This is a genomic window from Mycobacterium sp. ACS1612, from assembly GCF_001667505.1.
Taxonomy (GTDB): Bacteria; Actinomycetota; Actinomycetes; order Mycobacteriales; family Mycobacteriaceae; genus Mycobacterium.
Window position 1 is genome coordinate 1 of the sequence record NZ_LZHZ01000006.1, and the last position, 26,016, is coordinate 26,016.

27 protein-coding genes are annotated in these 26,016 nt (G+C 66.5%); 14 read left to right on the forward strand and 13 right to left on the reverse strand.

Annotated features, from left to right (window positions below):
• Nucleotides 1-930, forward strand: a 930-nt coding sequence (locus A5724_RS03460; RefSeq protein ID WP_067796288.1) for an HNH endonuclease signature motif containing protein, incomplete at its 5' end; no start/stop codon positions are given.
• Nucleotides 931-954: 24 nt separating this feature from the next.
• Here the strand turns inward: A5724_RS03460 and A5724_RS03465 are convergent.
• The 3 genes from A5724_RS03465 to A5724_RS03475 all read right to left on the reverse strand — a co-directional run bounded on the left by A5724_RS03465 (nt 955) and on the right by A5724_RS03475 (nt 3,995).
• Nucleotides 955-1,206: a hypothetical protein gene (locus A5724_RS03465; RefSeq protein ID WP_067796291.1), complete on the reverse strand. Its 252-nt coding sequence runs from the start codon at nt 1,204-1,206 to the stop codon at nt 955-957.
• Nucleotides 1,207-1,318: 112 nt separating this feature from the next.
• The gene (locus A5724_RS03470) at nt 1,319-1,783 is read right to left on the reverse strand and encodes a hypothetical protein (protein ID WP_232004688.1); all 465 of its coding nucleotides are present in this window, start codon (nt 1,781-1,783) and stop codon (nt 1,319-1,321) included.
• Nucleotides 1,784-1,811: 28 nt separating this feature from the next.
• Entirely contained in the window at nt 1,812-3,995 is a 2,184-nt protein-coding gene (locus tag A5724_RS03475) for an elongation factor G-like protein EF-G2 (protein ID WP_067796572.1), read from the reverse strand.
• Nucleotides 3,996-4,150: 155 nt separating this feature from the next.
• Here A5724_RS03475 and A5724_RS03480 point away from each other — a divergent pair, with 155 nt between their 5' ends.
• Entirely contained in the window at nt 4,151-4,519 is a 369-nt protein-coding gene (locus tag A5724_RS03480) for a nuclear transport factor 2 family protein (protein ID WP_067796297.1), read from the forward strand.
• 4 nt (nt 4,520-4,523) lie between these two features.
• Here the strand turns inward: A5724_RS03480 and A5724_RS03485 are convergent, their stop codons facing one another.
• Both A5724_RS03485 and A5724_RS03490 read right to left on the reverse strand, forming a co-directional pair.
• Nucleotides 4,524-4,931 carry a TIGR03668 family PPOX class F420-dependent oxidoreductase gene (locus tag A5724_RS03485; protein ID WP_067796299.1) on the reverse strand — a complete coding sequence of 136 codons (408 nt, stop codon included), beginning with the start codon at nt 4,929-4,931 and terminating at the stop codon, nt 4,524-4,526.
• Nucleotides 4,931-5,401, reverse strand: a complete 471-nt coding sequence (locus A5724_RS03490) for a MarR family winged helix-turn-helix transcriptional regulator (protein ID WP_067796302.1) — start codon at nt 5,399-5,401, stop codon at nt 4,931-4,933. The genes A5724_RS03485 and A5724_RS03490 overlap by 1 nt, the downstream gene beginning before the upstream one ends.
• An 82-nt stretch (nt 5,402-5,483) precedes the next feature.
• Here A5724_RS03490 and A5724_RS03495 point away from each other — a divergent pair, with 82 nt between their 5' ends.
• Together A5724_RS03495 and A5724_RS03500 are read left to right on the forward strand one after the other, a co-directional pair.
• Nucleotides 5,484-6,080 carry an FMN-dependent NADH-azoreductase gene (locus tag A5724_RS03495; RefSeq protein ID WP_067796304.1) on the forward strand — a complete coding sequence of 199 codons (597 nt, stop codon included), beginning with the start codon at nt 5,484-5,486 and terminating at the stop codon, nt 6,078-6,080.
• A gap of 12 nt (nt 6,081-6,092) precedes the next feature.
• Entirely contained in the window at nt 6,093-6,992 is a 900-nt protein-coding gene (locus tag A5724_RS03500; protein ID WP_067796306.1) for a LysR family transcriptional regulator, read from the forward strand.
• A gap of 2 nt (nt 6,993-6,994) precedes the next feature.
• Here the strand turns inward: A5724_RS03500 and A5724_RS03505 are convergent, their stop codons facing one another.
• Entirely contained in the window at nt 6,995-7,735 is a 741-nt protein-coding gene (locus A5724_RS03505) for an SDR family NAD(P)-dependent oxidoreductase (protein ID WP_067796310.1), read from the reverse strand.
• A gap of 116 nt (nt 7,736-7,851) precedes the next feature.
• Between A5724_RS03505 and A5724_RS03510 the strand changes: the two genes are divergently transcribed.
• A complete protein-coding gene (locus tag A5724_RS03510) occupies nt 7,852-8,664 on the forward strand; it encodes an LLM class F420-dependent oxidoreductase (RefSeq protein WP_067796575.1) in 813 nt (270 codons plus the stop codon).
• Here the strand turns inward: A5724_RS03510 and A5724_RS03515 are convergent.
• Nucleotides 8,661-9,284 (reverse strand): hypothetical protein, encoded by a 624-nt coding sequence (locus tag A5724_RS03515; protein WP_067796313.1) that lies wholly within the window; start codon nt 9,282-9,284, stop codon nt 8,661-8,663. The genes A5724_RS03510 and A5724_RS03515 overlap by 4 nt on opposite strands.
• Before the next feature lie 195 nt (nt 9,285-9,479).
• On the opposite strand from A5724_RS03515, the gene A5724_RS03520 reads away from it, so the two are divergent.
• From A5724_RS03520 to A5724_RS03535, 4 genes are read left to right on the forward strand one after another with little or no spacing between them, the layout of a single operon-like run.
• Nucleotides 9,480-10,607 carry an ABC transporter substrate-binding protein gene (locus A5724_RS03520; protein ID WP_067796316.1) on the forward strand — a complete coding sequence of 376 codons (1,128 nt, stop codon included), beginning with the start codon at nt 9,480-9,482 and terminating at the stop codon, nt 10,605-10,607.
• Nucleotides 10,604-11,455, forward strand: coding sequence for an ABC transporter permease subunit (locus tag A5724_RS03525; RefSeq protein ID WP_067796577.1), 852 nt, complete (start codon nt 10,604-10,606; stop codon nt 11,453-11,455). Before A5724_RS03520 ends, A5724_RS03525 begins: the two co-directional genes overlap by 4 nt.
• Nucleotides 11,452-12,246, forward strand: coding sequence for an ABC transporter permease (locus A5724_RS03530; RefSeq protein ID WP_067796319.1), 795 nt, complete (start codon nt 11,452-11,454; stop codon nt 12,244-12,246). Before A5724_RS03525 ends, A5724_RS03530 begins: the two co-directional genes overlap by 4 nt.
• Nucleotides 12,243-13,286: an ABC transporter ATP-binding protein gene (locus A5724_RS03535; protein ID WP_067796322.1), complete on the forward strand. Its 1,044-nt coding sequence runs from the start codon at nt 12,243-12,245 to the stop codon at nt 13,284-13,286. The genes A5724_RS03530 and A5724_RS03535 overlap by 4 nt, the downstream gene beginning before the upstream one ends.
• Here A5724_RS03535 and A5724_RS03540 read toward each other — a convergent pair whose 3' ends face one another.
• The 4 genes from A5724_RS03540 to A5724_RS03555 all read right to left on the reverse strand — a co-directional run bounded on the left by A5724_RS03540 (nt 13,287) and on the right by A5724_RS03555 (nt 17,582).
• Entirely contained in the window at nt 13,287-14,804 is a 1,518-nt protein-coding gene (locus A5724_RS03540; RefSeq protein ID WP_369830599.1) for a carboxylesterase/lipase family protein, read from the reverse strand.
• The gene (gene lysA, locus A5724_RS03545) at nt 14,749-16,104 is read right to left on the reverse strand and encodes a diaminopimelate decarboxylase (protein WP_067796325.1); all 1,356 of its coding nucleotides are present in this window, start codon (nt 16,102-16,104) and stop codon (nt 14,749-14,751) included. The genes A5724_RS03540 and lysA overlap by 56 nt, the downstream gene beginning before the upstream one ends.
• Before the next feature lie 87 nt (nt 16,105-16,191).
• Nucleotides 16,192-16,767, reverse strand: a complete 576-nt coding sequence (gene pyrE, locus A5724_RS03550) for an orotate phosphoribosyltransferase (protein WP_067796328.1) — start codon at nt 16,765-16,767, stop codon at nt 16,192-16,194.
• A 14-nt stretch (nt 16,768-16,781) separates the two neighbouring features.
• Nucleotides 16,782-17,582, reverse strand: coding sequence for a HugZ family protein (locus A5724_RS03555; protein WP_067796583.1), 801 nt, complete (start codon nt 17,580-17,582; stop codon nt 16,782-16,784).
• A 435-nt stretch (nt 17,583-18,017) separates the two neighbouring features.
• Between A5724_RS03555 and A5724_RS03560 the strand changes: the two genes are divergently transcribed.
• A complete protein-coding gene (locus A5724_RS03560) occupies nt 18,018-18,671 on the forward strand; it encodes a hypothetical protein (RefSeq protein ID WP_156752115.1) in 654 nt (217 codons plus the stop codon).
• Between the two features lie 7 nt (nt 18,672-18,678).
• Here A5724_RS03560 and A5724_RS03565 read toward each other — a convergent pair whose 3' ends face one another.
• Entirely contained in the window at nt 18,679-19,068 is a 390-nt protein-coding gene (locus tag A5724_RS03565) for a hypothetical protein (protein WP_067796586.1), read from the reverse strand.
• Between the two features lie 229 nt (nt 19,069-19,297).
• On the opposite strand from A5724_RS03565, the gene treS reads away from it, so the two are divergent.
• Nucleotides 19,298-21,082 carry a maltose alpha-D-glucosyltransferase gene (treS, locus tag A5724_RS03570; protein ID WP_067796334.1) on the forward strand — a complete coding sequence of 595 codons (1,785 nt, stop codon included), beginning with the start codon at nt 19,298-19,300 and terminating at the stop codon, nt 21,080-21,082.
• On the forward strand, nt 21,079-22,401 hold the full coding sequence (locus A5724_RS03575; protein WP_067796337.1) for a maltokinase: 1,323 nt from the start codon (nt 21,079-21,081) through the stop codon (nt 22,399-22,401). The genes treS and A5724_RS03575 overlap by 4 nt, the downstream gene beginning before the upstream one ends.
• On the opposite strand, the gene A5724_RS03580 is transcribed toward A5724_RS03575, so the two are convergent.
• On the reverse strand, nt 22,398-23,447 hold the full coding sequence (locus A5724_RS03580) for a cellulase family glycosylhydrolase (RefSeq protein WP_067796340.1): 1,050 nt from the start codon (nt 23,445-23,447) through the stop codon (nt 22,398-22,400). The genes A5724_RS03575 and A5724_RS03580 overlap by 4 nt on opposite strands.
• Nucleotides 23,448-23,621: 174 nt before the next feature.
• Between A5724_RS03580 and A5724_RS03585 the strand changes: the two genes are divergently transcribed.
• Entirely contained in the window at nt 23,622-24,113 is a 492-nt protein-coding gene (locus tag A5724_RS03585; protein WP_067796343.1) for a YkgB family protein, read from the forward strand.
• 13 nt (nt 24,114-24,126) lie between these two features.
• Nucleotides 24,127-26,007, forward strand: coding sequence for a glycosyltransferase family 39 protein (locus A5724_RS03590; RefSeq protein ID WP_067796346.1), 1,881 nt, complete (start codon nt 24,127-24,129; stop codon nt 26,005-26,007).
• Nucleotides 26,008-26,016 lie beyond the last annotated feature (9 nt).

Below are 26,016 nucleotides of genomic sequence, written 5' to 3' on the forward strand. Positions count from 1 at the left end.
GATCGTGACGAGGTGGAAGCCTCGCTGGTGGGTGAGGCGCTCAAAACCGACGCCGAGATCGTCAAGAAACTGGCCAAACGTATCGATGAGATCTTCAATCCCGACGGTGACTTCACCGACGAGGACCGCGCGCGGCGGCGCGGGCTGACGCTGGGCCCGCAGGGCCGCGACGGGATGTCGAGGTTGCACGGCTATGTCGATCCGGAAACCCGGGCCTATCTGGAGGCCTGTGCGGCGGCCGTGCGCCCGGGCCGGCATCTACCCGACGGCGGTATCGAAGAAACCCCCGACGACCGCAGTGCCGCGCAGCGTTGCCACGACGGAGTCAAACTCGGCCTCAAGGCCGGCATCGCCTCGGGCGCGCTGGGCAGCCATCGCGGGATCCCGGTGACGGTGATCGCGCGCACCACCGCCGCCGAACTCGACGCTGCCGCCCGCGCCATCGCTGATCCGGCGGTGCCGATGCCGCCGCCGGCGCGCACCGGCGGGGACACCTGGTTGCCGATGCGTGAATTGATCCGTATGGCCGCTGCGGGCGGGCTGCACTACCTGGGGGTGTTCGATGATCACAGTGAGCGCCCGCTGTATCTGGGCCGCCAAACCCGTATCGCCACTGCCGATCAGCGCATCATCTGCTACCTGCGCGACGGCGGCTGCACCCGCCCGGGGTGTACGGCCCCGGGCTACTTCTGCGAGGTCCACCACAGCCCGGACTGGTCACCGGACGGTCACACCGACGCAGACTGCCTGTTCTTCGCCTGCGGACCGGATCACAAACTGGTCACCGACGGCCACTACCAGACCAGCGTCACCGACACCGGCCGACTGGCCTGGACCGACGGCACCCGCCCACCCGAAACCAACCACGCCCACCACCCCGAGGAACTCCTCCACGGCAACACCCACCCACCGGACCGAAGCGATGAGTGATGTTGCCGCGCAGGACGCTAAGGCTCACCAGCGCCAGGGCCGGAACCACGGATGCCACCAGTGATTATCGGGCCATCCACCACGGAAGCCGCGTCCGTAACCGTGCCCCCAATCGTGGCCATGGCCGTAACCGCGCCAGTCGACGGGCTGCACCACCGCGGTGCCTGAATGGGTGCTGTCGGTGCTGGCGTTGGCGACTCCCGCACCGATGCCGAGGCTGGACACACCGATGGCGCTGGCGATCGCCACACTGCCGATAACCCGTTTGAAATTCATAAGAACTCCTCGAAAATGCCTATCATTAGGGAAGATTGCGCTCTTCCGCCTTCCAGGTTTCTCCGGAGATGGGCGGGCGTCCTCCCGGTTGGCGCCCAAAGCGGCCCCCCTGCTAGCCGGTAAAGTCCGACGCGATTCGCCTGGCGGTCGCGGGCCAATCCGGCACATGGACAACCCAATCCGGGATTTCACCGTCCTGGGGGCCGAACAGGTACAGATGCGGAACGACGTCGCGGATCGCCGCGTGCACGTCGATCCTGTCGTCAATCATGTGTGTGACACCCAGTTCACGGCAATGGGTGGCCTTGTCCGTGCGTTCGCGGCAGAACCGCACATTGCTGCTCGGCAAGCCCGTGCGCCGGTAGAAGTCGTGGCGGTCCAGCCACGCCAGCGTCTTGAGTTGAGTCTGGACACCGCATTTCGAGATGATCCACGCCCTGCCGCCGAACATGTCGACCAGTCGCGGAAGCACCTCGAACACGCCGGGGGTGGCCGGCGACGCCACCGCGTCTTCCAACGTGGAACCGAGGAAGCTGGTGTCGGCGGCTTCGTCCGCGCCAAGTCCGCCCTCGATCACCCGGCCGAAGTCGATACCGAGAACTGGTTCAGGCAGACGTCTTCACCTTGGCTGCCGCCGACTCGGGCATCGGCTCGTAGCGGGCAAACGATCGCGTGAATGATCCGGACCCGTGCGACAGAGACCTCAAATCGATTGCGTAGCGCGTCAATTCGACCTCGGGTATCTCCGCCTTGATCATCGTGCGGTCCTCGCCCACCTTGTCGGTGCCCAGCACCCGACCCCGCCGCCCGGCCAGATCGCCCATCACGGCGCCGACCATGTCGTCGGGCACCAGCACCGACACCTCGTCGACCGGTTCGAGCAGGTTCACCCGCGTCGCCGCCGCCGCTTCGCGCAACGCCAGCCCGCCTGCCATCTGGAACGCGAAGTCCGACGAGTCCACGCTGTGCGCCTTACCGTCGAACAGGGTCACCCGGATGTCGACGACCGGATAGCCGGCGCCGACGCCCTTCTCCATCTGCGCGCGCACACCCTTCTCCACGCTCGGGATGAAGTTGCGGGGCACCGCACCGCCGACCACCTTGTCTACGAACTCGAAACCCGACCCCTCCGGCAGGGGCTCCACCTCGATGTCGCACACCGCGTACTGGCCGTGCCCGCCGGACTGTTTGACATGCCTGCCGTGTCCTTTGGCGTTGCCGCCGAACGTCTCTCGCAGCGGCACCCGCAACTCGACAGTGTCGACGGCCACCCCGTAGCGACGGGCCAGGGCATCCAGCACCACACCGGCGTGCGCCTCACCCATGCACCACAGCACGATCTGATGGGTTTCCGGGTTCTGCTCGATGCGCAGCGTCGGATCCTCGGCGGCTAGCCGCTGCAATCCCACCGACAGCTTGTCCTCGTCAGTCTTCGCCCGCGGTTGCACCGCGACCGGCAGCAGCGGTTCGGGCATGGTCCACGGCTTGAGCACCAGCGGATCGGATTTGTCGGAGAGCGTGTCGCCGGTCTCGGCGCGGGACAGCTTGCCGATCGCGCAGATGTCGCCTGCCACCACCGACGGCGCGGGCCGCTGCTGCTTGCCGAGCGGGAACGACAGCGTGCCGATCCGCTCGTCCTCGTCGTGGTCCGCATGCGCGGCCATCGCGCCCGTATCGGTATGTGAGGAAAGGAATCCGCCGGAGTCGACGAACTGCGAGAGATGGCCCGACACATGCACAGTCGCGTCCGGCCTGATGGTCCCGGAGAACACCCGGACCAGGCTGACTCTGCCGACGTACGGATCCGACGTGGTCTTGACCACCTCGGCCAGCAGCGGCCCGTCCGGGTCGCAACCCAACTCGTTACGCGCTTTGCCCTGCGGGGTGAACACCTCCGGCAACGTGTGCTCGGGCGGCGACGGGAATCCGCTGGTGATGATCTCGAGCAGTTCGAGAGTGCCGACGCCGGTGCCACTACAGGCCGGGATCACCGGGAAGAACGACGCCCGCGCGACGGCCTTCTCCAGGTCGCCGATCAGCACCGCCTGGTCGATTTCCTCACCACCGAGGTAGCGCTCCATCAGCGTCTCGTCCTCGGACTCCTCGATGATCCCCTCGATCAACGAGCCGCGCATCTCCTCGATCGCATCGGCGTACGAAGCGTCGGGTGCATGCATGCCGCTTCGCTTGCCGTCGGCGTACTCGTAGTGCGTCTGCGTCAGCAGTCCGATCAGGCCCGTGCACGGGGTGTCGGCGGCCAGATACAGCGGAAGCACCTTGTCCCCGAACGCTTCCTGCGCCGCGGCCAGTGCGCTCTCGTAGTTGGCCCTGGCGTGGTCGAGTTTGGTGATCACCACGGCGCGCGGCATGCCGACCTGAGCGCACTCCAGCCACAACGACTTGGTCGGATCGTCGACGCCTTCATTGGCGGCGATCACGAACAGCGCGCAGTCCGCGGCCCGCAACCCGGCCCGCAACTCGCCGACGAAGTCGGCGTAGCCGGGGGTGTCGATCAGGTTGACCTTGACGCCGTCGTATCGCAGCGACGCGAGGGCCAGGCCGACCGACCGTTGCTGTGCGATCTCCGCCTCGTCGCTGTCACACACGGTGGTGCCGTCGACCACCGAGCCTTGTCTGGTGAGCACCCCGGAGGCTACGAGCAGCGCCTCGACGAGTGTGGTCTTGCCGCCACCCGATGGTCCCACCAGCACCACGTTGCGGATGGCGGCCGGACTGTCCGCGGTCGGGGCGGCTCCGGCGCCCTGCGAAGTTGTCGCTTTGTCAGCCATGACATGTCCTCCTGACGGCAGCAGCATCGCTACCGGGGCGTGTGTTAAACCACAATTCCCCCAACCGACACCGAGCACAAGCGATTCGGCGACTTTCGTCGGCGCTACCCCGCAGGTAATCGACACCTGATCGCGCCGCCGCCAGGCTTACGCACATGATCGACTTCGACGAACTCGCGCAGCGCTACATCGACACCTGGAATCAGACCGACCCGGTCGCCCGTCGCACCGCGGTCGCGCAGCTTTACGCCGCCGACGCCAGTTACACCGACCCGCTGGCGGCCGCAGAAGGACACGACGCGATCGCCGCGATGATCGGTGCCGTGCAGGACCAGTTCCCCGGGTCCACATTCCGGTTGGCCGGCCCGGTCGACGGCCACCACAACCAGGCTCGCTTCGGATGGGAGCTGGGCCCGGCGGGCGCCGAGGCGCCGATCGTCGGATTCGACGTTGCCGTCATCGACGACTCCGGTCGCATCGCGACCGTACTGGGCTTCCTGGACAAGGTGCCCGCGGCGGCCTAACGCGCTACGCCTGCCAGGCGGCCCACCGCCGCACCTCGACCGTGACCACCGGTCCGTCGAGCGCAACGCGTTGGTATTGAACATATTTCGCGCGCAACAGGGCGTAGCCGGCGGCCATTTCCTCGCCGCTGTAGTGCACCGCCGCTACGCCGTCCGCGCGCACCCACCACAACTGAGACCAGTCGTCGTCGTAATGGTCGACGAGCATGCTGACCGCCGGGTTGGCCTCGATGTTGGCCAACCGGCGAAGCCGTTGCGTCGATTTACGTTTCGCGTCGACGGCGGTGTACACGACACCGTCGTGCACGGCGAAGACAACCGGCACCACATGCGGTTTCGCGTCGACGCTCGCCGTGGCGAGCATCGCCACCGGCGCGGCCGCGAACATGGCCTGCGCCTCGTTGTCGGCCATCACTCCAGAGTATTCCGGGCCGCTTCGGTACACGACATACCTGACGCGGCGCGCGCCAGCAGGTCGTACAACGTCTGCTGGTCCTCCGGCGTGAGCGCCTCGAGCACGCGCTGCTCGACACCGGTCAGCAGCGCCTCGACTTCCTTTAACCGCGCCTGCCCCGCATTGGTCAGCGAGACGGTGTGGCGTCGCCGATCCTGCGGCGACCGCCTGCGCTGCACCAGGTCGTCGCTTTCCAACTCGTTGAGCAGCGCGACGACATTCGTCGGGTCCATGCCGAGCGTCCCCGCCAGATCGGACTGGCTCTGCTCGCCGTGATCGCGCAACAGCGTGAGCACGATGACGTGCCTGGCACGCAGACCCAACACCTCGAGTTCGGCCTCCGCCTCGGTCTGCATCCGACGAGCCAGGTGGACGAGCAGCGGTGTGGACAGGTGCTCCGCAGGGCGAACTATCGGCAGGTCATCCACCTGACCAGGCTACTGGAATAAACCAACACTCGACCTGGTATAGATAGTTTGTATTACACCAATGATCTATGGAGGATTACAGATGGCCCACCTGCTGCATATCGACTCCTCGGTACAGGGCGACCGGTCCGTCAGTCGCCGGCTGACCGCCCGCGCCGCCGACCGCTGGCGTGCGACGCACCCCGGCGGCACCGTCACCTATCGCGACCTCGCGGCCGAACCGATCCCTCACTTGGATCCCGCGACCGCGGGCACACTCAGCGCCACGCTGGTCGGCGAGATCAAGCAAGCCGACACCGTGTTGCTCGGCCTGCCGCTGTACAACTTCGGCGCGCCGAGCACGGTGCACGCCTGGGTCGACCACATCGTCGCGCCGGGCCTGTCGATCGACGCCGAAACCCAGCAGGGTCTGCTCGGGGACACCGATTTCGTCGTGTTGGCGAGCCGCGGTGGCGGATACGGGCCAGGTACGCCCCGCGAAGGCTGGGACCACGCGCAGACCTGGCTGACCCACGGCGTATCGATGACCGGCCTGCAGCCGCGATTCATCACCGCCGAACTCACGATGGCCGACGTCAATCCGGCGATGGCCGAACTGCGGCCGCTGGCCGCCGACAGCCTCAACCGCGCGCTGGTCGCCGTCGACCAGCTGTGGACTGCAGACGAAAGCGCCGCGTAGCCTCACGGAGCCATGGAGTTCCGTGAACTCGCCGCATTCGTCGCGATCGTCGAGGAGGGCGGTCTTTCGGCGGCGGCACGGCGCCTTCACATCAACCAGCCCGCGCTGTCCCAGACCGTGAACAACCTCGAACGCGAACTCGCGGTCAAGCTGTTGGTGCGCAGCAGCACCGGCGTGCAACCGACGGCAGCGGGCAGCACGCTGCTGGCCGAGGCACGCGCGGTGCTCGCGCGTCGCGACCAGGCGCTCGCGACGATGGCCGAACTGACCGCCGACGGCGTCAGCGTCATTCGCTTGGGCGTCCCGCTGGAGTTGGACCCCGACGTGCTGCCGCCGACGCTGGCGCGCTTCTCCGAAAAATTCCCCAACGCACGGGTTGTTCCGCGCCAGTTGTCGACCGCGGCGCAGTTTGCGGCGCTGCGCGACAACACCCTCGACGTCGGCCTGGTGCGTGAACGCCCTGCCGGTCCGGAGTTCGACGCGATGCTGGTGTCCCGGGAGGGCCTGGGAGTCTTGCTCGCACCCGAGGTCGCCGACGAGATTGCCGGGCCCGACGGTGTGCAGTTGGCGGCCCTGCAAAACCTGCGGTGGGTCGGCTTTCCGCGGGCGGGCAGTCCGGCGTGGTTCGACGAACTGACGTCGATCTTCCGCAGCCACGGCATCGACGTGGGCCCGCCGGTGCCGGACGGGCTGGAGCTGATCGCGGCAGTGAAGTTCGCGTCGGTGAGCTCGGGTCGGGCGTTCGCGCTCGCCCCCCGACACCTGGCGGATCAGATGCCCAACTCGGTTGCCTGGGCACCGCTGGCGGGCAACCCGCTGGTTCGCCGAACGTGGGCCGTGTGGCTGGCCAGTTTGCGCCGGCGTGATGTCGCGGGCTTCATCACCGCATTCGACTCCGCCGACGACAGCTGACGCTAGGGCGCGATGGCGAGCTGGCCGCCAGTGGCATGCAGAATCGCACCGTTGACGTAGCTCGCGTCCGGTGAGGCCAGAAACGTTACAGCGCCGGCGATTTCGTCGGGTTCGGCCACCCGACCCAACGTCGTGGTGGCGGCGAGCCCGTCGGTGAGCCCCGGCGTCACCTCGGTGCCCGGTGTTTCCGTCGGTCCGGCCGCCACCGCGTTGACCCGCACGCCGGAGCGGCCGAACTCGTCGGCCCACACCCGGGTCAGCAATTCCAGGCCTGCCTTGGTGGCGCCATAGATGCCCGCCTGGCGCGCCGGGGTCGACGCGGCCAGCGTGCTGATGTTGACGACGGCACCGTGTCCACGCTCGGCCATGCCGGGGACCAGCTTCTGCACCAGGATGTACGGCGCACGCACGTTGATGTTCACGTGCTCGTCGAAGAAGGCGTCATCCGTGTCCGCGGTCGTCCCGAACCGGTACACGCCCGCGTTGTTGATCAGGATGTCGACGGCACCCGCCTCATCGGCCAACCGACGGACGTCGGCGGGCCTCGACAAGTCGGCGGCCACGAAACGTGCCTTGCCGCCGGAGTTTTCGATCGCACGCACCGCTTCCGCGCCCCGATCGGCGCTGCGGCCGTGCACGATGATCTCGGCGCCGAAGGCGGCCAACTGCAGTGCGATCGCTTTGCCGATACCCGATGTCGCGCCGGTCACCAAGGCGACCGAGCCTTCCAGTGTTGTTGCCATACCTGAAGTAAATCTCGGCGGCGCACCGATCGGCGATGCTTGGCGGTTATGACGGCCATCGACGACGGATATCGTCAGCGGCAATAGCCGCGGTCCCGCGCCGCGTTGTGACCACCATGACCAATCACATCCGTGTCGGTGTCCAGCTCTGGCCCGGCGGCACGCCCGATTATCGGAGCTGGCGCGAGGCGGTGCGCACCGCCGACGATCTCGGCGCCGACGCCATCTTCGGCTACGACCACTTCCACAAGCCGTTCGTCGTCGTCTCCGGCGATGGCCCTGAGCTGCTGCCCCACCAGCTCGACGTCAACAACTTCGAGGGCTGGACCGCGCTGGCGTCGTGGGCGGAGATCACCAGCCACGCCGAAATCGGACTATTGGTCACCGGGATCGGCTACCGCAACCCCGACCTGCTGGCAGACATGGCCCGCACCGTCGACCACATCAGTGGTGGCCGGCTGATCCTAGGGCTCGGCTCAGGCTGGTACGAAAAGGACTACACGGTCTACGGATACGAGTACGGCACCGTCAAGTCCAGGATGGATCTGTTCGAAGACGGCCTGGCGCGCATCGAGAACCGGTTGGACCAGCTGGTCCCGCCGCCAGTCCGCAGAATCCCGATCCTGGTCGGCGGTGTCGGAGTAAAGCGGACGCTGCCCATCGTGGCCAAGCACGCCGACATCTGGCACACCTTCGCCAGCGTGCCGGAGTTCCAACGCAAGAACGCGATCCTGAAGGATCTCGCCAGCGAGGCGGGTCGCGCCGAGGAGCAGATCGAGCGGGCCGTGCACTGGACCGGACGCGAGGAGGCCGATGCGTTCCTGGCGGAGGGCGTCACGCTGTTCACCACGGAGATCCATCCGACGGACGACGGCTACGACTTCGGTGAGCTGAAGGACATGCTGGCCTGGCGCGACCGCCAGCTCTAGCGCCCGCCGCGGGGCTGCGGCGCGACGCTCAGCGGTGAGCGGGTGACATTGATCTCCGGGCGCTTGGTCGGCCGCGGCTGCACTCGCGGAGCCTCATAGCGCGGCGCCTGGCTCACCGGGGAGGCGGTCTCCGGCGGAGGAGCAGGCGGCGGCGGCGGCGCGACGGGCGGCGGCGCCTCGCTGCTGGCCACCTGCAAGGGCGCGACACTGGTCGGTGCGGTCGGCGTGACGGACGACGTCACCTCCGTCGCGGTGCCGCTCTCACCGCGGAACACCAGCAGCACACCGGACACCACAATCGCGGCCATCGCCGCGGACGCCGCAACGATCGCCGTCATCGCCTGCTTGGTGCGATACCAGGGAATGGGGGCAGGCTTGAAGCTCCATGTGGTGTCGTTGAACGGGTCGAACCGGTCGTCGCCGTCGACCACATCGGGCTGGTTATCCCAGAAATTGTCGTCCGGCTCGTCCCACTGATCATCGACCGGACCCTTCAGGAGATCGTCGGGCGTCTCGGCCGGATCCTGGTGAAATGCCAGGTCATCACCGGTCGACTCGACCGCGTCGACCTGGTCGTCCCAGAGGTAGTCGAAGTCCCCCGAGGCTTCGCGTTCAACCACACAGCGATGCTATCGCCCGGACCAGGGCAAATGGGCGGGCAGCTGAAATCTGATCGGAGTACAGAGAACGCACAGCGGCATCAACGCCGCCACGATAAGGTTCGGTCGCCCCGGTTGGATTCATTCACCACCGTGACTCGGCGTCGTCACCGCCGGGCCACCGCGCGGTCTCCCGCTCATCGGAAGGTTTCGCCAATGAACAAGTCGCTCCTTGCGGTCACCGCCGCATCCGCACTCGTCTTCGCCGGCCTGATCGGCTGCGCCCCACCGCAGAAGGACAATTCGGGCGGCCAGACGGAGTCCGGCGTGAAGGTCAGTGAGGCGAAGTCGGCGGCCGACTTCGGTGGGATGGATGCGCTCGTCGCCGCGGCCAAGAAGGAGGGCGAGCTCAATGTGATTGCGCTGCCGCCGGATTGGGCGAACTACGGTGCCATCATCAAGGCCTTCTCGGACAAGTACGGCATCAAGGTCAACTCCGCCCAACCCGACGCCGCCAGCCAGGACGAGATCAACGCCGCCAATCAACAGAAGGGCAAGAGCAGCGCGCCCGACGTCTTCGACCTTGGCCAGTCGGTGGCGCTGGCCAATACCGCGATGTTCGCGCCGTACAAGGTGGCGACGTTCGACGACATTCCGTCGGCGTACAAGGACGCCAACGGTGCCTGGGTCAACGACTACGGCGGCTACATGTCGATCGGATTCGACACCAGCAAGGTGCCGCCGATCGGCAACGTCAACGACCTCCTCAAGCCCGAATACAAGGGCAAGGTCGCGTTGAACGGCGACCCGACACAGGCCGGCGCCGCGTTCTCCGGCGTGCTGATGGTCGCGCTGTCCCAAGGCGGTTCGGCCGACGACATCGCGCCGGGCGTCGAGTTCTTCCGCAAGCTCAAGCAGGCGGGTAACTTCCTGCCGGTCGACCCGACGCCGGCGACCATCGAATCGGGCCAGACGCCAGTCGTACTCGACTGGAACTACCTGAACGCCGCCACCACCGCCAAGCTGCCGAGTTGGCAGGTGTACGTTCCGCCGAACGCGGTGGTCGCCGGTTACTACTACCAGGCCATCAACAAGGACGCCCCGCATCCGGCGGCGGCACGACTGTGGCAGGAGTTCCTCTACAGCGACGAGGGCCAGAACCTCTATGCCGCAGGCGGAGTGCGCCCGGTGCGTGCCGACCAGATGCTGGCGGCGGGCACCATCGACAAGGCGTCGGTCAGCAAGATCCCGGTCATCGACGGACCCGTCACGGTGCCAAGCCCGGATCAGACCGACAAGGCCACCAAGTATCTGTCGGAAAACTGGGCCAAGGCGATCGGCTGACGGTGCTACGCAAGCTGCGCGACGCGCTGCCGCTGGTGCCGTTCCTCGCCGTCGTGGTGATCTTCCTGATCATCCCGACGGTGACGGTGATCGTCAGCGCGTTCTTCGCCGACGGCGCGTTCTCCCTGGCGAAGATCCAGGCGTTGTTCTCCGAGACCGCGTTGAGTGCGTTGTGGAAGAGCGTGCTGCTCTCGGGCAGCACCGCGCTGATCGGGGCGGTGCTCGGCGCGGTGCTGGCGTGGCTGATCGTCAGCAGCCCCCCAACCTCGATGGTTCGGCGCGCGGTGATCTCGCTGTGCAGCGTGCTGGCCCAATTCGGCGGTGTGGCACTCGCATTCGCGTTTCTCGCGACGATCGGCCTGAACGGGGTGCTGACGTTGTGGGTGCAGCAGATCTTCGGCTTCAACCTCGCGGGCTCGGGCTGGCTTTACGGGCTGTCCGGGCTGATCCTGGTGTACACCTACTTCCAGATTCCGCTGATGGTGATCGTGTTCGTGCCTGCGCTCGAGGGACTGCGCGAGCAGTGGCGGGAGGCGGCGGTCAGCCTCGGCGCCTCGACGTGGCGTTACTGGCGCGAAGTCGCGGTGCCGCTGCTGACGCCCGCATTCCTCGGCTCGGCGCTCCTGTTGTTCGCCAACGCTTTTGCTGCGTATGCCACCGCGGCCGCGTTGGTCAGCCAGGGCAGCCCCATCGTGCCGCTGCTGATCCGCGCCGCGTTGACCAGTGAAGTGGTGCTCGGCCAGTCCGGGTTCGCGTACGCGCTGGCGCTCGAGATGATCGTGGTGGTGGCCCTGGTGATGATGGCGTACAACGCCATGGTCCGGCGCACGGCGAGGTGGCTGCGATGAGCCGTGTCGTCCGTGCCGTGTTGTGGATCGTCTTCGGCCTCTTCTTCTTGTTTCCGCTCTACGCGATGGCGGACTTCTCCACCCGCAACCTGATCGCGGGCGGCCGCACCGGGCAGGCATGGCAGAACCTTATCGCCGACCAAGCCCTCTACGAATCGATTGTGATCTCCTTGCTGCTCGCGGTTTTCACCGTGATCGCGATGCTGCTGGTGCTGGTGCCGACGATGATCTGGGTGCGACTGCGCACACCCTGGGCCAAGGGCATGGTGGAGTTTCTGTGCCTGCTGCCGCTGACCATCCCGGCGCTGGTGATCGTGGTGGGGTTGCGCAACGTCTATCTGTGGGTGACCTATTTCCTCGGGGAATCCGCGTTGACGCTGACGTTCGTCTACGTCGTGCTGGTGCTGCCGTTCGCGTACCGGGCCATCGACGGCGCACTGGCGTCCATCGACCTCAAGACGCTCGCCGAGGCGGCCCGCTCGCTGGGCGCGGGGTGGCCGACGACGATGCTGCGAGTTGTCGTGCCCAACATCTGGTCCGGAATACTCTCGGCCGCATTCATTTCCATCGCGGTGGTGCTCGGCGAGTACACCATCGCGTCGCTGTCCGGCTATCAGACCCTGCAGGTGCAGATCGTGCAGATCGGCAAGACCGACGGCCCGACGTCGGTGGCCGCATCGCTGGCCGTGCTGATCTTCGGCTTCCTGCTTCTGCTCATCCTGTCGCTGGTCACCCGCGGCCGCCGCAGGGCCACCGTCGAGAACGTCGTCCAACCTGGAGCAGCCGCATGACCACCAACGGAGTCGCCGTCGAACTCAACGACCTGACAAGGGTTTACGGCAGCGTGAAAGCGCTCGACGGGCTCACCCTGCACATGGAGCCAGGTGAACTCGTCGCGCTGCTCGGGCCCTCAGGCTGCGGTAAGACCACCGCGCTGCGTATCCTGGCAGGCCTTGACGAAGCCACCTCGGGCAGCGTCTCGGTCGGCGGCCAGGACGTCAGCAACGTGCCCGCCAACAAACGCGATATGGGCATGGTGTTCCAGGCGTACAGCCTGTTCCCGCATCTGACCGTCCTGGACAACGTCGCGTTCGGCTTGAAGATGCGCGGAAAACCGAAGAGCGAACGCACTTCTCGGGCCGCCGACATGCTGGATCTGGTCGGCCTCTCGGCGCACAAGCACAAGTACGCCAGTGAACTCTCCGGCGGTCAGCAGCAGCGGGTCGCGTTGGCCCGCGCGCTCGCGATCCAACCGCGGGTGCTGCTTCTCGACGAACCGCTGTCGGCGTTGGACGCCAAGGTGCGGACCCAACTGCGCGACGAGATCCGCCGCGTGCAACTGGAAGTCGGCACGACGACGCTGTTTGTCACGCACGACCAGGAGGAGGCGCTGGCCGTCGCGGACCGTGTCGGGGTGATGAGCCAGGGCAAGCTCGAACAGTTGGCCGCCCCCGCCGATCTGTACGCCAACCCCGCCACGCCGTTCGTCGCGGAGTTCGTCGGCCTGAACAACAAGGTGCCGGCCGAGGTTTCGGGCGGGCAGGCCCACCTGTTGGGTACCGCGGTGCCCGCACTCGAAGGGTCCGTCACGGGCCGCGGTATGGCGATGGTGCGACCGGAGTCGGTGACCATCACCCCCGATCCCGCGGGCCCCGCGACCATCAGTTCGGTGGCGTTCCTCGGACCCATCTCTCGGGTGTACGCCACGCTCGACGACGGCGCGGTGATCAGCGCGCAGATGGTCAGTTCGAAGGCCAAGACGTTCACGCCGGGGGACCGGGTCGCCGTCGGTGTCGAACCGACGGGTGTGCTAGTCGTGCAGGCGTCCTGATCAAATCGGTAGGTCAAGCGTGTCGAACTGGTGCATGCACCAGATGCGGCGCGAACGCTCTTCGGGGTAAGGCACGGTCATGGGGTCAGCATCGTAGACCCGGGTGAGTCGTGAGGCCGGATCGTAAGGAGCCCAGCCTGGGTCGCCTGTCGTCCCGAACCGCACCCAGTCGGTGCGCATTTGCCGCGAAACTCGCCGCATCTCAGTCTCCGCGTCCGCAGGAGCAGAAGGGTGGGCGCGCACCACGTCGACTCCCAGCGTGCCGAGTACCAGTAGAAAGTCCAAGCTGTGCGATGCACCCACCTGCGCGTCGAAGCTCCAGCAGAGCTCATATAGCCACACCTGTCCACCACCTACGTAGTGCGCGTCGGCGAGATGGACGGCAGGCATCCGAAACAGCCAGTCCGAGTTCACCGTTGCGTACAGCTCGCTGGATGTCGCTTCTGGATAGGCGTCGCGGTAGCCGCTTCCATCGAGTGCGGGTGCGAAACACCCGAGCGCGGCGGCCACCTGCTCGTCTGTCATCACCTTGTCGTGTTGGGTGAAAAGCGAGAACTCGTCCCTGGTGTGGCCGACGAGCAGATCGATATTGCGGGCCGCGCCGCCGCTCAATCCGGTCCAGGGCGCCGCAGGAAGAATGACGCCGTCGACGACGGGCGAGAACGGTGTGGGTGTCAGCGCGACCGGCCCCCATACGTTCACGAATTCCGGCATTCGCTGGAGCACCGCGTGCGTCGCCTCGACCATCGCCAGCGGCGGAAATCCGGTCAGTTCGCCAACGGTCGCTTGTACCCCGAGTTCCGCAGCGATGGTCGAGGAGATCACGGCGGCCAGCTTTTCGGAAAAGTAGGTGCCGGGCATACTCTGGACAATCGCTCGGCGAAACAGCCCGGCCGCTATCGGCATAACGAGCAGGGCAGCAATGCACCCGGCGCCCGCGGACTGGCCGAAGATCGTCACATTCCCGGGGTCGCCGCCGAACTTTGCGGCGTTGTCCTGCACCCATTGCAACGCAGCGATCTGGTCGAGGATGCCCCGGTTGTCGGGTGCTCCATTTATATGGGCGAAACCATCTACGCCGACGCGGTAGTCCATGCTCACCATCACCACGGCAGATTCGGTGAGGGTCGTCCCGTTCTGATGCGGGTCGGCGGTGCTGCCCTCGAGGTACTTGCCGCCGTGTATCCACACCATGACGGGGAGGCCTGCGACTCCGAGCTCAGGCGACCATACATTGAGGGTCAGCCCATGCGGCACCGGCGGGCCGAACTTCAGTGCGTCGCGCGTGCCGTCCCATGGCGCGATGCGTACAGGTGCGTCGAATCGCCGTGTCCCAATTGGTGGCTCGGCGTACGGGATGCCTCGAAAGACTGCGACATCATGCTCCCATCGGCCCCGCACGACCCCAGCTGTCGTGCGCACCTCAGGCGCGGCGTCCACCACCGAATGATAGGCGTTGCCCTCAGTCTTTGCCTGACCAACCACGGTCGCGCGCAAGCAGATCCGCGGTGGTTTCACGGCGCACCAGTTCGGTGACCCGCCCGTGCCTCACCGCGACGATCGGCGGCCTGCCCACCATGTTGTAGTTCGACGCCATGCTGTGTTGATACGCGCCGGTGCAGGCCACCGCCAGCAGGTCGCCGGGGTGCACGTCGGCGGGCAACTCGATGTCGCGGGCGATCTCGTCGCCAGATTCGCAGTGCCTGCCCGCGATGGTGACCCGCCGCGCCGGGCCCGGCGCATGCCGGTTAGCCAGCGCCACAGTGTATTTCGCCCCATACAGGGCAACCCGCGGGTTGTCGGACATGCCGCCGTCAACCGCCACGAAGGTCCGCCCACCTGGCTGCGACTTCACCGACACCACCCGGTACAGCGTGACACCGGCACGCGCGCTGATCGCCCGGCCAGGCTCGATGACGATGCGCGGCCGGGGGAACCGCTCCGTGGCGCACGCCCAGTCGAGCGCGTCGGAGATGATGTCCGACAGTTCACCGACGCTGAGCTCGGAATCGCCTGTCACATAGGGGACTCCGTGGCCGCCGCCGATGTTGAGCTCAGTCAGTAGGACGCCGTGCGAACGCCTGATGTCGGCCATCGCGGCGATCATCCTGCGGACGACCTCGCCGTAGCGGGTCGGGTCGGTGACCTGTGAGCCGATATGGCAGTGCAGGCCGACCAACTCGAGCGCAGGCTGGTGCAGGATGCGCTGCGCCGCGGCGACGGCGTGCCCGTCGGTGAGGGCGAAGCCGAACTTCTGGTCGTCAATGCCCGTGGTGACTGCGGGATGGCCGCCGATGTCGATGCCGGGTGTGACCCGGATCAGCACCGGCTGTCGTCGCCTGGCGACACAGGACAGGTAGGCGATCTCCATCGGCGAATCGATGACCACCCGGCCGATGCCGACCGCGGCCGCGTCGCTCAACTCGTCGACCGGTTTGGCGTTGCCGTGCAGCACGATCCGCGAAGGATCCACACCGCCGGCCAGCGCGATGGTCAGCTCACCGGCGGAGCTGACGTCAACGCCAGCGCCCTCCTGCGCCACCCAGCGGGCCACGTCGGTGGTCAGCAATGACTTGGCCGCGTAGCGGATTTCGGCCTCACGCAGCATCGTGCGATAGGTCTGCAGCCGGTGCCGGAAGTCGGCCTCGTCCAGAACGTATGTCGGGGTGCGGAATTCATCGGCGATATCGATCAGCGCCACGTCGCCGACACACAGCCTGCCCAATTCGTCCACGGTGGCGGTCAGCGGCCAGATCGCCGGGTCGATCCTGGAAGCGGCGGCGTTGTGCAGCGACGGCAGATAGTCCAGCAATGTCATAGGGCCACCGTGCGCCCGTCATCATCCGATGGCACGGGTTTTGACGGGGTCTTGACGCGCAGCGGGTCAATATTGATGCGCTCTCGGTCACACGTCTTTGACCGGTTCGATCCCCAGGTCGCGGTAGGTGACCAGCGCGACGAACGGCACGTTGCGTGCGCCGAAGCGCTCGGTGGCCACGTCGCCGCGGTCCACCATCGGGATCACACCGGTGACCACCGCACCGGCCGCCGTCACCCGCTCGTAGGCCTTCTCGGTCGACCCGCCGGTGCTGATCACGTCGTCGACAAGCAACACCCGCATCCCCGGTTCGATCCGGGTGCCCTCGATCCACTGCTCGCGGCCGCGCTGCTTCTGCTCCTTGCGCACCGAGAACCAGGCCTTGCCCGTGACCATCGCGACGCCGTGCGCCAACGGGTCCGCGCCCATCGTCAGCCCGCCGACGGCGTCGAACTCGATACCGTGCCGGGCCGCCAGGTCGGCGACCGCCCTGCTGACGATCGCCAACCGCTCCCCGGTGTCGACGGCGAACTTGCCGTCGATGTAGTCATGGGACAGTTGGCCGCTGGCCAACTTGAACGGCTCCTCGCGATGCTCGTAGCCGCGCGTGCGGATGAGATCGAAGGCGGCTTGCCAGGTGTCCGGGCGGTCGGTGACAGACATATCGAGAGCCTAGGTCAGGCTTTCCGGGCCCGACGGGTCAACTCGACCGTGGCCGAACGCAATTCATCGATGGAGTCGATTGGGCCTGCATAGCCGATGCGGGGATACGCGACGCCGCGTGGGGTGAGAGCCCGCAGATCCAGTCCGTACCGGTCGGCGCCGGTGCAGGTGGCAGCGGTGGTGTCCGGGTATCCGCCGAGGGTCTGCGCCATCGCCACCAGCGCGTCGGCGTGGTCGTTGTTGAGATGCGCGATCGCGCCATCGGCGTGCGGCGCCACCGGGTCCGGTTCGGCGGCGCTGTACGCCTCGCCCGTCGCGGAGTCCATCCGCCCGTAGCCGCCGACCCAGCGCACCCGGTGCACACGCAGCACCCACAGCGTGAAGTCGCTGTAGTCGATGTAGTACTTCGCGGCCGCGACCGCGGCCAGGTGCGCGTCGCGGGCGGCGGCCCGCTCGTCGCCTTCCGGTTGCTCGACGACGCCTGCCAGGGTGACGCGTCCGCTGGCCAACGGATCGGATTCGCGCTGCGGCGCCACAATCGCGATGCTGGCGCGTGGGTCGGCGGCGATATTGCGACCGTGCTCGGCGAGATTGGACACGCACAGCACCGGCGCGCCGGCGAGCAATCCGTAGGTGACGAACGACGCCCACGGGTCGCCGTCGGCGGTCAGCGTCGCGAGCGTGCCGGTGTTCGTCGACGCCGCGATGGTGCGGGCTTCTTCGGCCGCCGACGGCCGAACCGAGTTGACGGCAGCGGTGAGCGGGGGAGGGACCGACGGCGCATCGCCCGGGTCGCCGTGATCACGGGAGGCCACGTCGGCACGATACCCAACCGTGACATCCGCCGTGAATTCGGTGACGTATTTCGCGACTCGGAAACGCGTGAATATGCGAGAATAACGGGGCTTATTCGATTGACGGACAACGATTCTCATCGGGGATGAGGAGGTTCGGCAATGCGGTTCATTTCGTCCGTATCCGTGTTCGCCGTGAGCCTCCTGATCGGTGTTGCCAGCGCCGGAATCGGCTACGCGGACACGGGTGAGAGCGACGGTACCGACCCCGAAACCGCAACCGTCACCAGCAAATCTGACGATAACGGGTCCGGCTCGAGGGCCGACGGCGCCAGCAATACCGAACCGCCGAGCACCACCTTCGGCAATGGTCGCGAAGACGTCGGCGTACAAACCAAAGCGAATGAGAAAAACAATAGCGGCACAAACCCCAAGACGAAGATTTACAGAGGGTCTTTGGTCATTCCGTACTTCCGCATTCCGCGACAAAAAGAGCTACCGCCGAGCCGATTGCCCGACCCGTCGCTTTTCTACGAAACCATCGTGATCCCGGTGCCGACGCTCGGCGACTTACTGGCGGCGCTGCAACCGCCGCGGCCGGCGCCTGTCCCTGGTCCGTCGCTGAAGGTCCAGGCCAAGGAAGCGCCGCCGGTGGTGGACTCCATCGGGGGAGGGAACGGCGGCGTCGATCCGCTGGCGGCCGCTTACTCGGCTGAGCCGCCTGTGCTGCAGGCGCCGCTGGTGATCGCGCCGCTACCCATTCCACTGTCCGCGCCGCCCCCGCCTGTCGCGGCGGCGGGTGTGCCGTCGGCACCGGTGGCGGCGGCAGGCGCGCCCGTGCCCGCGATCCGCGGTTCACTTCCGCCGCCGCCGGAGCCGGTCGCCAATGCGGTGACGCCGATGAGCGGGCACACGGTGACACCTCGACCGACGCGGCTCGGCTATCCGCGCGAGCTACGCAGCCCGACGCCAGCCGAAGTGGCCATGCTGGCTCTGCCAGGAGTCGCGGGGCTGCTGCTGCTCACGGTCTCCGGTGGTGTCATCGGCTACCGGCAGGCCAACAGCGCCCGCTTGCTGCGCGCCCAACCCGCGGCGCGCTTCCTGCGATGAAGGTCCGTCAGCCGCCCAGCGCGGCGATCAGATCCTTGATCTTGCTGGTCTCTTCCTCTGTGGCGGGTTCCTCCGCCTCGACGTCTTCGATGATGTCCTTGCGTAGACCGACGCCGTTTGCCGCTTCCTTCGTCGACAGCTTGGCGCGGCCTCGCGCGACATACAGTCGCTGGCCCAGCGTCGCGCCGGGACCGTGCGCGGCAGTCTCCATCAACTCGTCGTAACGGCGCCGGACACCGCTGAGGGCGACGATGACCGACGGGGTGACCCGACTGCGGCCCGCCGCTTCCGACAACGACGCCTGCAGTTTGCGAAGGCCGGCCAGGATGATGCCTGCGCGGTGCGGAAAGTCCGGATCGTGCACGTCTGGAAGCGTGTCGATGGCGGCGGAGTACATGTGCATCGCCGCGTCGGCCATGCCGACAATTACTGGGGCTTCACCATCATTGGGCGTCGAATCAGCCACTGCCACTCAATTCTTCGTAGAGCAAAACTGCGCCAGTGATGGCCAGATCGCCACGCTGACGGATCTAGGACGGCCAAACCGTAACCCGACTTGATGGCGGTTTCAACTGGTGGCCGTTGAGCGGTTCAGTTTCGTCAGACATGGGTAGGTTTGAAGGCTGATGGACCAAAGCAGCGGGCACGTCGCACACGATCCAACCAAGGGCAGCCACGTCGAGGACGGCGTGGTCGAACACCCCACCGCCGAAGACTTCGGCCATGCGCGCGCACTTCCGGAGGACCGCACCTGGTTCAAGCGCGCGGTGTTCTACGAGGTGTTGGTGCGCGCGTTCTACGACTCGAACTCCGACGGTTCCGGCGACTTGCGCGGCCTATGCGAACAACTCGACTACCTCAAGTGGCTTGGCGTCGACTGTCTTTGGCTGCCACCGTTCTACGACTCGCCGCTGCGCGACGGCGGCTACGACATCCGCGACTTCTACAAGGTGCTGCCCGAGTTCGGCACCGTCGACGATTTCGTCGATCTGTTGGACGCGGCCCATCGCCGGGGCATCCGGATCATCACCGACCTCGTCATGAACCACACATCGGATTCGCACGAGTGGTTCCAGGAATCGCGGCGCAACCCCGACGGTCCGTACGGCGACTACTACGTGTGGAGCGACACCAGCGAGCGGTACAGCGACGCCAGAATCATCTTCGTCGACACTGAGGAGTCGAACTGGACGTTCGATCCCGTTCGGCGCCAGTTCTACTGGCATCGGTTCTTCAGCCATCAGCCCGACCTGAACTACGACAACCCCGCCGTGCAGAACGCGATGCTCGACGTGCTGCGGTTCTGGCTCGACCTCGGCATCGACGGTTTCCGCTTGGACGCGGTGCCGTATCTGTTCGAGCGGGAAGGCACCAACTGCGAGAACCTGCCCGAGACCCACGCGTTTCTCAAGCACTGCCGCAAGGTGATCGACGACGAGTTCCCGGGCCGGGTGTTGCTGGCCGAAGCCAACCAGTGGCCCGCCGACGTCGTCGAGTATTTCGGTGACCCTGACACCGGCGGCGACGAATGCCACATGGCGTTCCACTTCCCGCTGATGCCACGCATCTTCATGGCGGTGCGGCGCGAGTCCCGGTTCCCCATCTCGGAGATCCTGGCCCACACTCCACCGATTCCCGATATGGCGCAGTGGGGCATCTTCCTGCGCAACCACGACGAGTTGACGCTCGAGATGGTCACCGACGAAGAGCGCGACTACATGTACGCGGAGTACGCAAAGGATCCGCGGATGAAGGCCAACGTCGGCATACGCCGTCGGTTGGCTCCGTTGCTGGAGAACGACCGCAACCAGATCGAGCTGTTCACCGCGCTGCTGCTGTCGCTGCCCGGTTCGCCGGTGCTGTATTACGGCGACGAGATCGGGATGGGCGACATCATCTGGCTCGGCGATCGCGACGGGGTGCGCACGCCGATGCAGTGGACGCCCGACCGCAACGCGGGGTTCTCCACCGCGACACCCGGCCGGTTGTACCTGCCGCCGAACCAGGATGCGATCTACGGGTACCAGGCGGTCAACGTCGAGGCGCAGCGCGACAGTTCGAACTCGTTGCTGAACTGGACGCGGACCATGCTCGCGGTGCGCCGCCGACACGAGGCGTTCGCCGTCGGGACGTTCCGAGAACTCGGCGGCTCCAACCCGTCGGTGCTCACGTTCGTCCGCGAGATCGAGGAAAACGGCCAGAAGGACACCGTGTTGTGCGTGAACAACCTGTCGCGGTTTCCGCAGCCAATCGAGATGAATCTGCAGAACTGGAGCGGGTATACCCCCGTTGAGATGACCGGGTACGTTGAATTTCCCCGCATCGGCCAGTTGCCTTACCTGCTGACCTTGCCCGGACACGGGTTCTATTGGTTCCAGCTGCGGGCGCCGGAACCGGGAGAGCAGCAATGAATCTGCCGTTCGACGAATGGATCGTGCACCAACGCTGGTACGCCGGACGCAACCGCGAACTGACGTCCGCCGAACCCGCGGCCGTGGTGTCGCTGCGTGACGATCTCGACCTGGTGTTGCTCGACGTCTGCTACGCCGACGGGCCCAGCGACCGCTATCAGGTGATCGTGCGGTGGGACGCCGGGCCGATAGAGGAGTATGCGGACATCGCGAGCATCGGGGCCGAGGGGGACCGCACCGCGTACGACGCGCTGTACAACCCGGCGGATGCCAAATACCTGCTGTCGTTAGTCGATTCGTCGGCCGTGCTCGGCGATGTCCGGTTCGTCAAGGAGCCCGACGTGACGCTGCCGGTGGACGCCGCACCGCGGGTGGCCAGCGCTGAGCAGTCCAACACCAGCGTGATCTTCGAGGAACAGGCCGTGTTCAAGGTGTTCCGCCGGATCACGCCAGGGATCAACCCCGACATCGAACTCAACCGCGTGCTAGCCCGCGCAGGCAACGAACACGTGGCCAGGCTGCTTGGCTCCTACGAGACCACGGTCGACGGCGAGCCGTACGCGCTCGGGATGGTCACCGAATTCGCGGCCAACTCCGCCGAAGGCTGGGACATGGCGACGGCCAGCACCCGCGACCTGTTCGCCGAGGGCGACCTATACGCCGACGAGGTGGGTGGCGACTTCGCGGGTGAGTCGTACCGGCTCGGTGAGGCGGTCGCGTCGGTGCACGCCACGCTCGCCGAACAACTCGGCACCTCGACGGTGGTGTTCCCGACCGACACCGTGCTCGAGCGGTTGTCGGCCGCCGCGGCGTCCGTGCCCGAACTGCAGGAGTACGTCCCGCTGATCGAGGAGCGCTACCGCAAGCTGGCCGAGGAGACCATCACCGTGCAACGGGTGCACGGCGACCTGCATCTCGGCCAGGTGCTGCGCATCCCGGAGGGCTGGCTGCTGATCGACTTCGAAGGCGAACCCGGTCAGCCGCTCGACGAGCGGCGCCGCCAGGATTCACCGCTGCGCGACGTGGCGGGCGTGCTGCGGTCATTCGAATACGCCGCCTATCAACGGTTGATGGAACAGTCGAGCGAGGAGGACCGCGAGCGGCAACTCGGTGCGCGGGCCCGCGAGTGGGTTGACCGCAACGCCGCCTCGTTCTGCGAGGGCTATGCCGAAGTCAGCGGCGCCGACCCGCGCGACTCAGGACACCTGCTTGCGGCCTACGAACTCGACAAGGCCGTGTACGAGGCCGCCTACGAAGCGCGGCACCGGCCGAGTTGGCTGCCGATCCCGCTGAAGTCGATCGCGCGGATAGTGGGTTAGGCCAGGTTGCGGATCACGTCCGCGGCCGGCTTGGGCGTCCAGTCCGTGCGGTACACGCCGTAGTTGTCCTGAGCGTTGCCGTTGCCGGTATTGCGGTCGCGGGTGGTGTACACGAACGCGGGGCCCGCGCCGGGCAGTCCGCGCCACGTGACGATGAAGTCCTGGATCCAGGCGGCCTGCGTGGCCTCATCCACCTTCGAGGTGGCCTCGCCGAATTCGGTGGCCCAGATCTGCTTACCGCCGTCCCCGTTGGCGTTCATCGCGGCCCGCAGACCGTCGTAGAGGCTGCGCGGCGAGTTGACCTTGCCCGTCGAGAACCGGGCGTCCGTGTTGCTGGTGAACAGGTACGGGTGGAACGCCACCGCGTCGAACGAACCCCCGCCGCCTGCGGCGTAGACGTTGTTCAGGTAGTCGACGGGGTTCTTGGTGATCGAGAAGAAGTTGATGGTCGGGCTCAACCCACCCATCACGACGGTGGCGGCCGGGTCGGCGCCCTTGATGGCGGGATACGCGGCCTTGAGCATCTGGGCGAAACGATCGGGCTGCGGACCGGCGGCCCCCGCATTCCAGAACTGCACCGCGTTCTCCTCGTTCCACACCTCGTAGGCGGCGATGCGGCCCGCGAAATGCGACGCGACCGTGCCCGCGAAGTTGGCGAAGGTGTTGACGTCGGCGGGCGGGCTGGAGATCGCGGGCCCGCCCCCGGTGGCCCAGCCCGGGGTCGAGTTGAGCAGACCGACGACGGCGATACCCCTGGCGTTGGCGGCGTTGATGATGGTGTCAGCCTGCCCCCAGTCGTACGAGTCGGCGGCGGGCTGAATACCGGCCCACGGCAACATGATTCGGGCGTTGTGCACACCCGTCGACACCATCAGGTCGAGTTGCCGGTTGACGTCGTCGGGCGACAGGAACCACAGCCACGAATCGGCGAAACCGAGCGAGCCAACCGCCGCCGTCTCGCGCACCTGGTAATTCTGCGGCCTCGACTGCGGGGACAGCACGTTGGTCAAGGTGACTGATAGCAAGATGACAGCCGCCAGCGTCATGACGCTCTTCAAGAAAGTACGCAACCCATTCCCCTCGTCTCCGGACCCGATAAGTGACATCGAACTGATGTATCGGTAATTCCCCGCAAAAAATAACAAAACAGCGATTTCCGGTTTGCCGAGGGATTCAAACGCCTGGTGTAACGGTCGGCGCCCGAATCGGCACCAACCCATATGACCCTCCAACGAATCGACAAAGCGGCCCCGTTGCTCGCCCGTTATGGCCTGGTGTTCGTGATCGGCTGGTTCGGCCTGTTGAAGTTCACCCATTTCGAGGCTCAGGGCATCGAACCGATGGTCTCCGCGAGCCCGTTCATGAGTTGGCTCTACGACATCTTCTCGGTCTACACGTTCTCGGTGCTGCTCGGCGTGTTCGAGGTCGCCGCGGCGGTTCTGATCGCCGTCAAGCCGTGGTGGCCGAAGGCGTCGATCGTCGGCAGCGCGCTGGCGCTGCTGCTGTTCGTCGCGACGATCAGCTTCCTGTTCACCACCCCCGGTGTGTTCGACGACGCCGCGGGTGGCTTCCCGCTGCTGTCCGCGACCGGTGGATTCCTGATCAAGGATGTCGCGCTGATCGGCATCTCGGCGTGGACCCTTACCGACGCCCTGCGGGCAACCCGCAGCAGTCTCCCCGCCTCCTCACAGGCCCACGCAACCTCGTGGTGACTGACTGGCGGGTGTGACTTCGACGCTGGACGCGCGCGCCGCCGACCTCGACCACCCGCGGCCCACCCGGTGGACCACTGACACGTGGCACCGGGTGGGCCTCGTCGCGCTTCTGCTCGCGACCGCGGTCATGTACCTGTGGAACATCACCATCAATGGCATGGGCAACCAGTTCTATGCCGCTGCTGCCCAAGCGGGTTCGAACAACTGGGAAGCGTTGCTGTTCGGCTCGCTGGACTCGCACAACTTCATCACCGTCGACAAACCGCCGGTATCGCAATGGGTGATGGGGCTGTCCGGGCAACTCTTCGGGTTCAGCAGCGCCAGCATGATGGTGCCGCAGGCGCTGATGGCGGTGGCCGCCGTCGCGTTGCTGTACGGCGCCGTCTCGCGGGTCTGCGGCCCGACCAGCGGACTGCTCGCCGGAGCGGTGCTGGCCCTGACGCCGGTGGCGGCGTTGATGTTTCGGTTCAACAACCCCGATGCGGTGATGGTGCTGCTGATGATGGCCGCGGCGTACTGCACGGTGCGTGCTCTCGACAAGGGGCATGTGAAGTGGCTGGCCTGGGCCGGGGCGGCGTTGGGCTTCGCGTTCCTGGCGAAGATGCTCGAAGGTTTGATGGTGGCGCCCGCGCTGGCGGCGGCCTATCTGCTTGCCGCGCCGACCACGATGCGGGTCCGATTGCGGCAGATGTTGGTGGCCGCGGTCGCGTTCGTCGTCTCCGCCGGTTGGTTCGTGGTGCTGACGCTGTTGTGGCCGGCGTCGTCGCGCCCGTATATCGCCGGATCCACCGACAACAACTTCATGAATCTGGTGTTGGGCTACAACGGGTTCGCCCGGGTACTGGGTAAGAACCACATGGCGTTCGGCGCGCCGGCCCACATCGTCGGATCGTCGGCGGGCGCGCAACTGCGGGTCGGCGGGCACGGCTTGGGCGGCTTCGGCAACCAATCGCAGGGCCTGCCGCGACTGTTCAACGGTGAATTCGGTTTCGAGATCGGCTGGTTGGTGCCTGCAGCGCTGCTGGCGACGGTCCTGGTGGCGGCATCCCGTGGCCGCGCACCGCGCACGGACCTCACTAGGGCCGCCGCGGTCCTGTTCGGCGGTTGGCTGATCGTCGACGGACTGGTGCTGAGCTTCATGCACGGGACGATCCACGCGTACTACTGCATGTCCGTCGCGCCCCCGGTGGCGGCCATGTTCGCGATCGGCGTGCATGAATTGTGGCAGCTTCGGGAAAAGTGGTTGTACCGAGGCGGTTTGGCGGTGCTGCTCGGCGGTACGGGTGTCTGGGGCTGGTACGTGCTGGGCCGCAACGCCGACTGGCTGCCCGCCCTGCGGTGGATCATCCTGGTGCTCGCGGTCGGCGCGGCAGCGTGTCTGCTTGGTCAGCGCTTCGCGACGGCCGCGCTGGGCGTCGGTGTGGTGGCTGCGCTCGCCGGACCCGCGGTCTATGCAATCGTCACCATCGGCCAACCGCACGAAGGCGGCGGCCCGACCGTCGGGCCCGCCGACAAGGACCCCCAGATGCACTTCTGGTTCGCCCAGGGCGCGGACAACCCGGACCTCACCGCGATCCTGAAGAACACCAACACCGAATGGTCGGCGGCGGTGCTGCGGTCATCGGTGGCTGCGAACCTCGAATTGTCTTCGGACACCGCGGTGATGGCGATCGGTGGATTCATCGGCAGCGATCCGGTGCCGACGTTGAGCGAGTTCAAAGACTACGTGTCCCAGCACAAGGTGGCGTACTACGTCGTGCTGAACAACCGGGGCCACGGCCCAGGGTGGGGCAACCGCGGTCACGCCGACATCGGCAACTGGGTGGCCGCCACGTTCCGTCGGATCGACATCGGCGACGCGACGGTGTACGACTTGTCGACACCGAAGTAGTCACGGACC

What these genes read in the sequence shown, in the direction of transcription:
- A5724_RS03465 (WP_067796291.1), bottom strand. Translation starts at nt 1,206, where the DNA reads ATGAATTTCAAACGGGTTATCGGCAGTGTGGCGATCGCCAGCGCCATC.
- A5724_RS03565 (WP_067796586.1), bottom strand. Translation starts at nt 19,068, where the DNA reads ATGTACTCCGCCGCCATCGACACGCTTCCAGACGTGCACGATCCGGAC.
- A5724_RS03480 (WP_067796297.1), top strand. Translation starts at nt 4,151, where the DNA reads ATGATCGACTTCGACGAACTCGCGCAGCGCTACATCGACACCTGGAAT.
- treS (WP_067796334.1), top strand. Translation starts at nt 19,298, where the DNA reads ATGGACCAAAGCAGCGGGCACGTCGCACACGATCCAACCAAGGGCAGC.
- A5724_RS03495 (WP_067796304.1), top strand. Translation starts at nt 5,484, where the DNA reads ATGGCCCACCTGCTGCATATCGACTCCTCGGTACAGGGCGACCGGTCC.
- A5724_RS03585 (WP_067796343.1), top strand. Translation starts at nt 23,622, where the DNA reads ATGACCCTCCAACGAATCGACAAAGCGGCCCCGTTGCTCGCCCGTTAT.
- A5724_RS03520 (WP_067796316.1), top strand. Translation starts at nt 9,480, where the DNA reads ATGAACAAGTCGCTCCTTGCGGTCACCGCCGCATCCGCACTCGTCTTC.
- lysA (WP_067796325.1), bottom strand. Translation starts at nt 16,104, where the DNA reads ATGACATTGCTGGACTATCTGCCGTCGCTGCACAACGCCGCCGCTTCC.
- pyrE (WP_067796328.1), bottom strand. Translation starts at nt 16,767, where the DNA reads ATGTCTGTCACCGACCGCCCGGACACCTGGCAAGCCGCCTTCGATCTC.
- A5724_RS03510 (WP_067796575.1), top strand. Translation starts at nt 7,852, where the DNA reads ATGACCAATCACATCCGTGTCGGTGTCCAGCTCTGGCCCGGCGGCACG.
- A5724_RS03580 (WP_067796340.1), bottom strand. Translation starts at nt 23,447, where the DNA reads ATGACGCTGGCGGCTGTCATCTTGCTATCAGTCACCTTGACCAACGTG.
- A5724_RS03575 (WP_067796337.1), top strand. Translation starts at nt 21,079, where the DNA reads ATGAATCTGCCGTTCGACGAATGGATCGTGCACCAACGCTGGTACGCC.
- A5724_RS03485 (WP_067796299.1), bottom strand. Translation starts at nt 4,931, where the DNA reads ATGGCCGACAACGAGGCGCAGGCCATGTTCGCGGCCGCGCCGGTGGCG.
- A5724_RS03500 (WP_067796306.1), top strand. Translation starts at nt 6,093, where the DNA reads ATGGAGTTCCGTGAACTCGCCGCATTCGTCGCGATCGTCGAGGAGGGC.
- A5724_RS03535 (WP_067796322.1), top strand. Translation starts at nt 12,243, where the DNA reads ATGACCACCAACGGAGTCGCCGTCGAACTCAACGACCTGACAAGGGTT.
- A5724_RS03475 (WP_067796572.1), bottom strand. Translation starts at nt 3,995, where the DNA reads ATGGCTGACAAAGCGACAACTTCGCAGGGCGCCGGAGCCGCCCCGACC.
- A5724_RS03505 (WP_067796310.1), bottom strand. Translation starts at nt 7,735, where the DNA reads ATGGCAACAACACTGGAAGGCTCGGTCGCCTTGGTGACCGGCGCGACA.
- A5724_RS03530 (WP_067796319.1), top strand. Translation starts at nt 11,452, where the DNA reads ATGAGCCGTGTCGTCCGTGCCGTGTTGTGGATCGTCTTCGGCCTCTTC.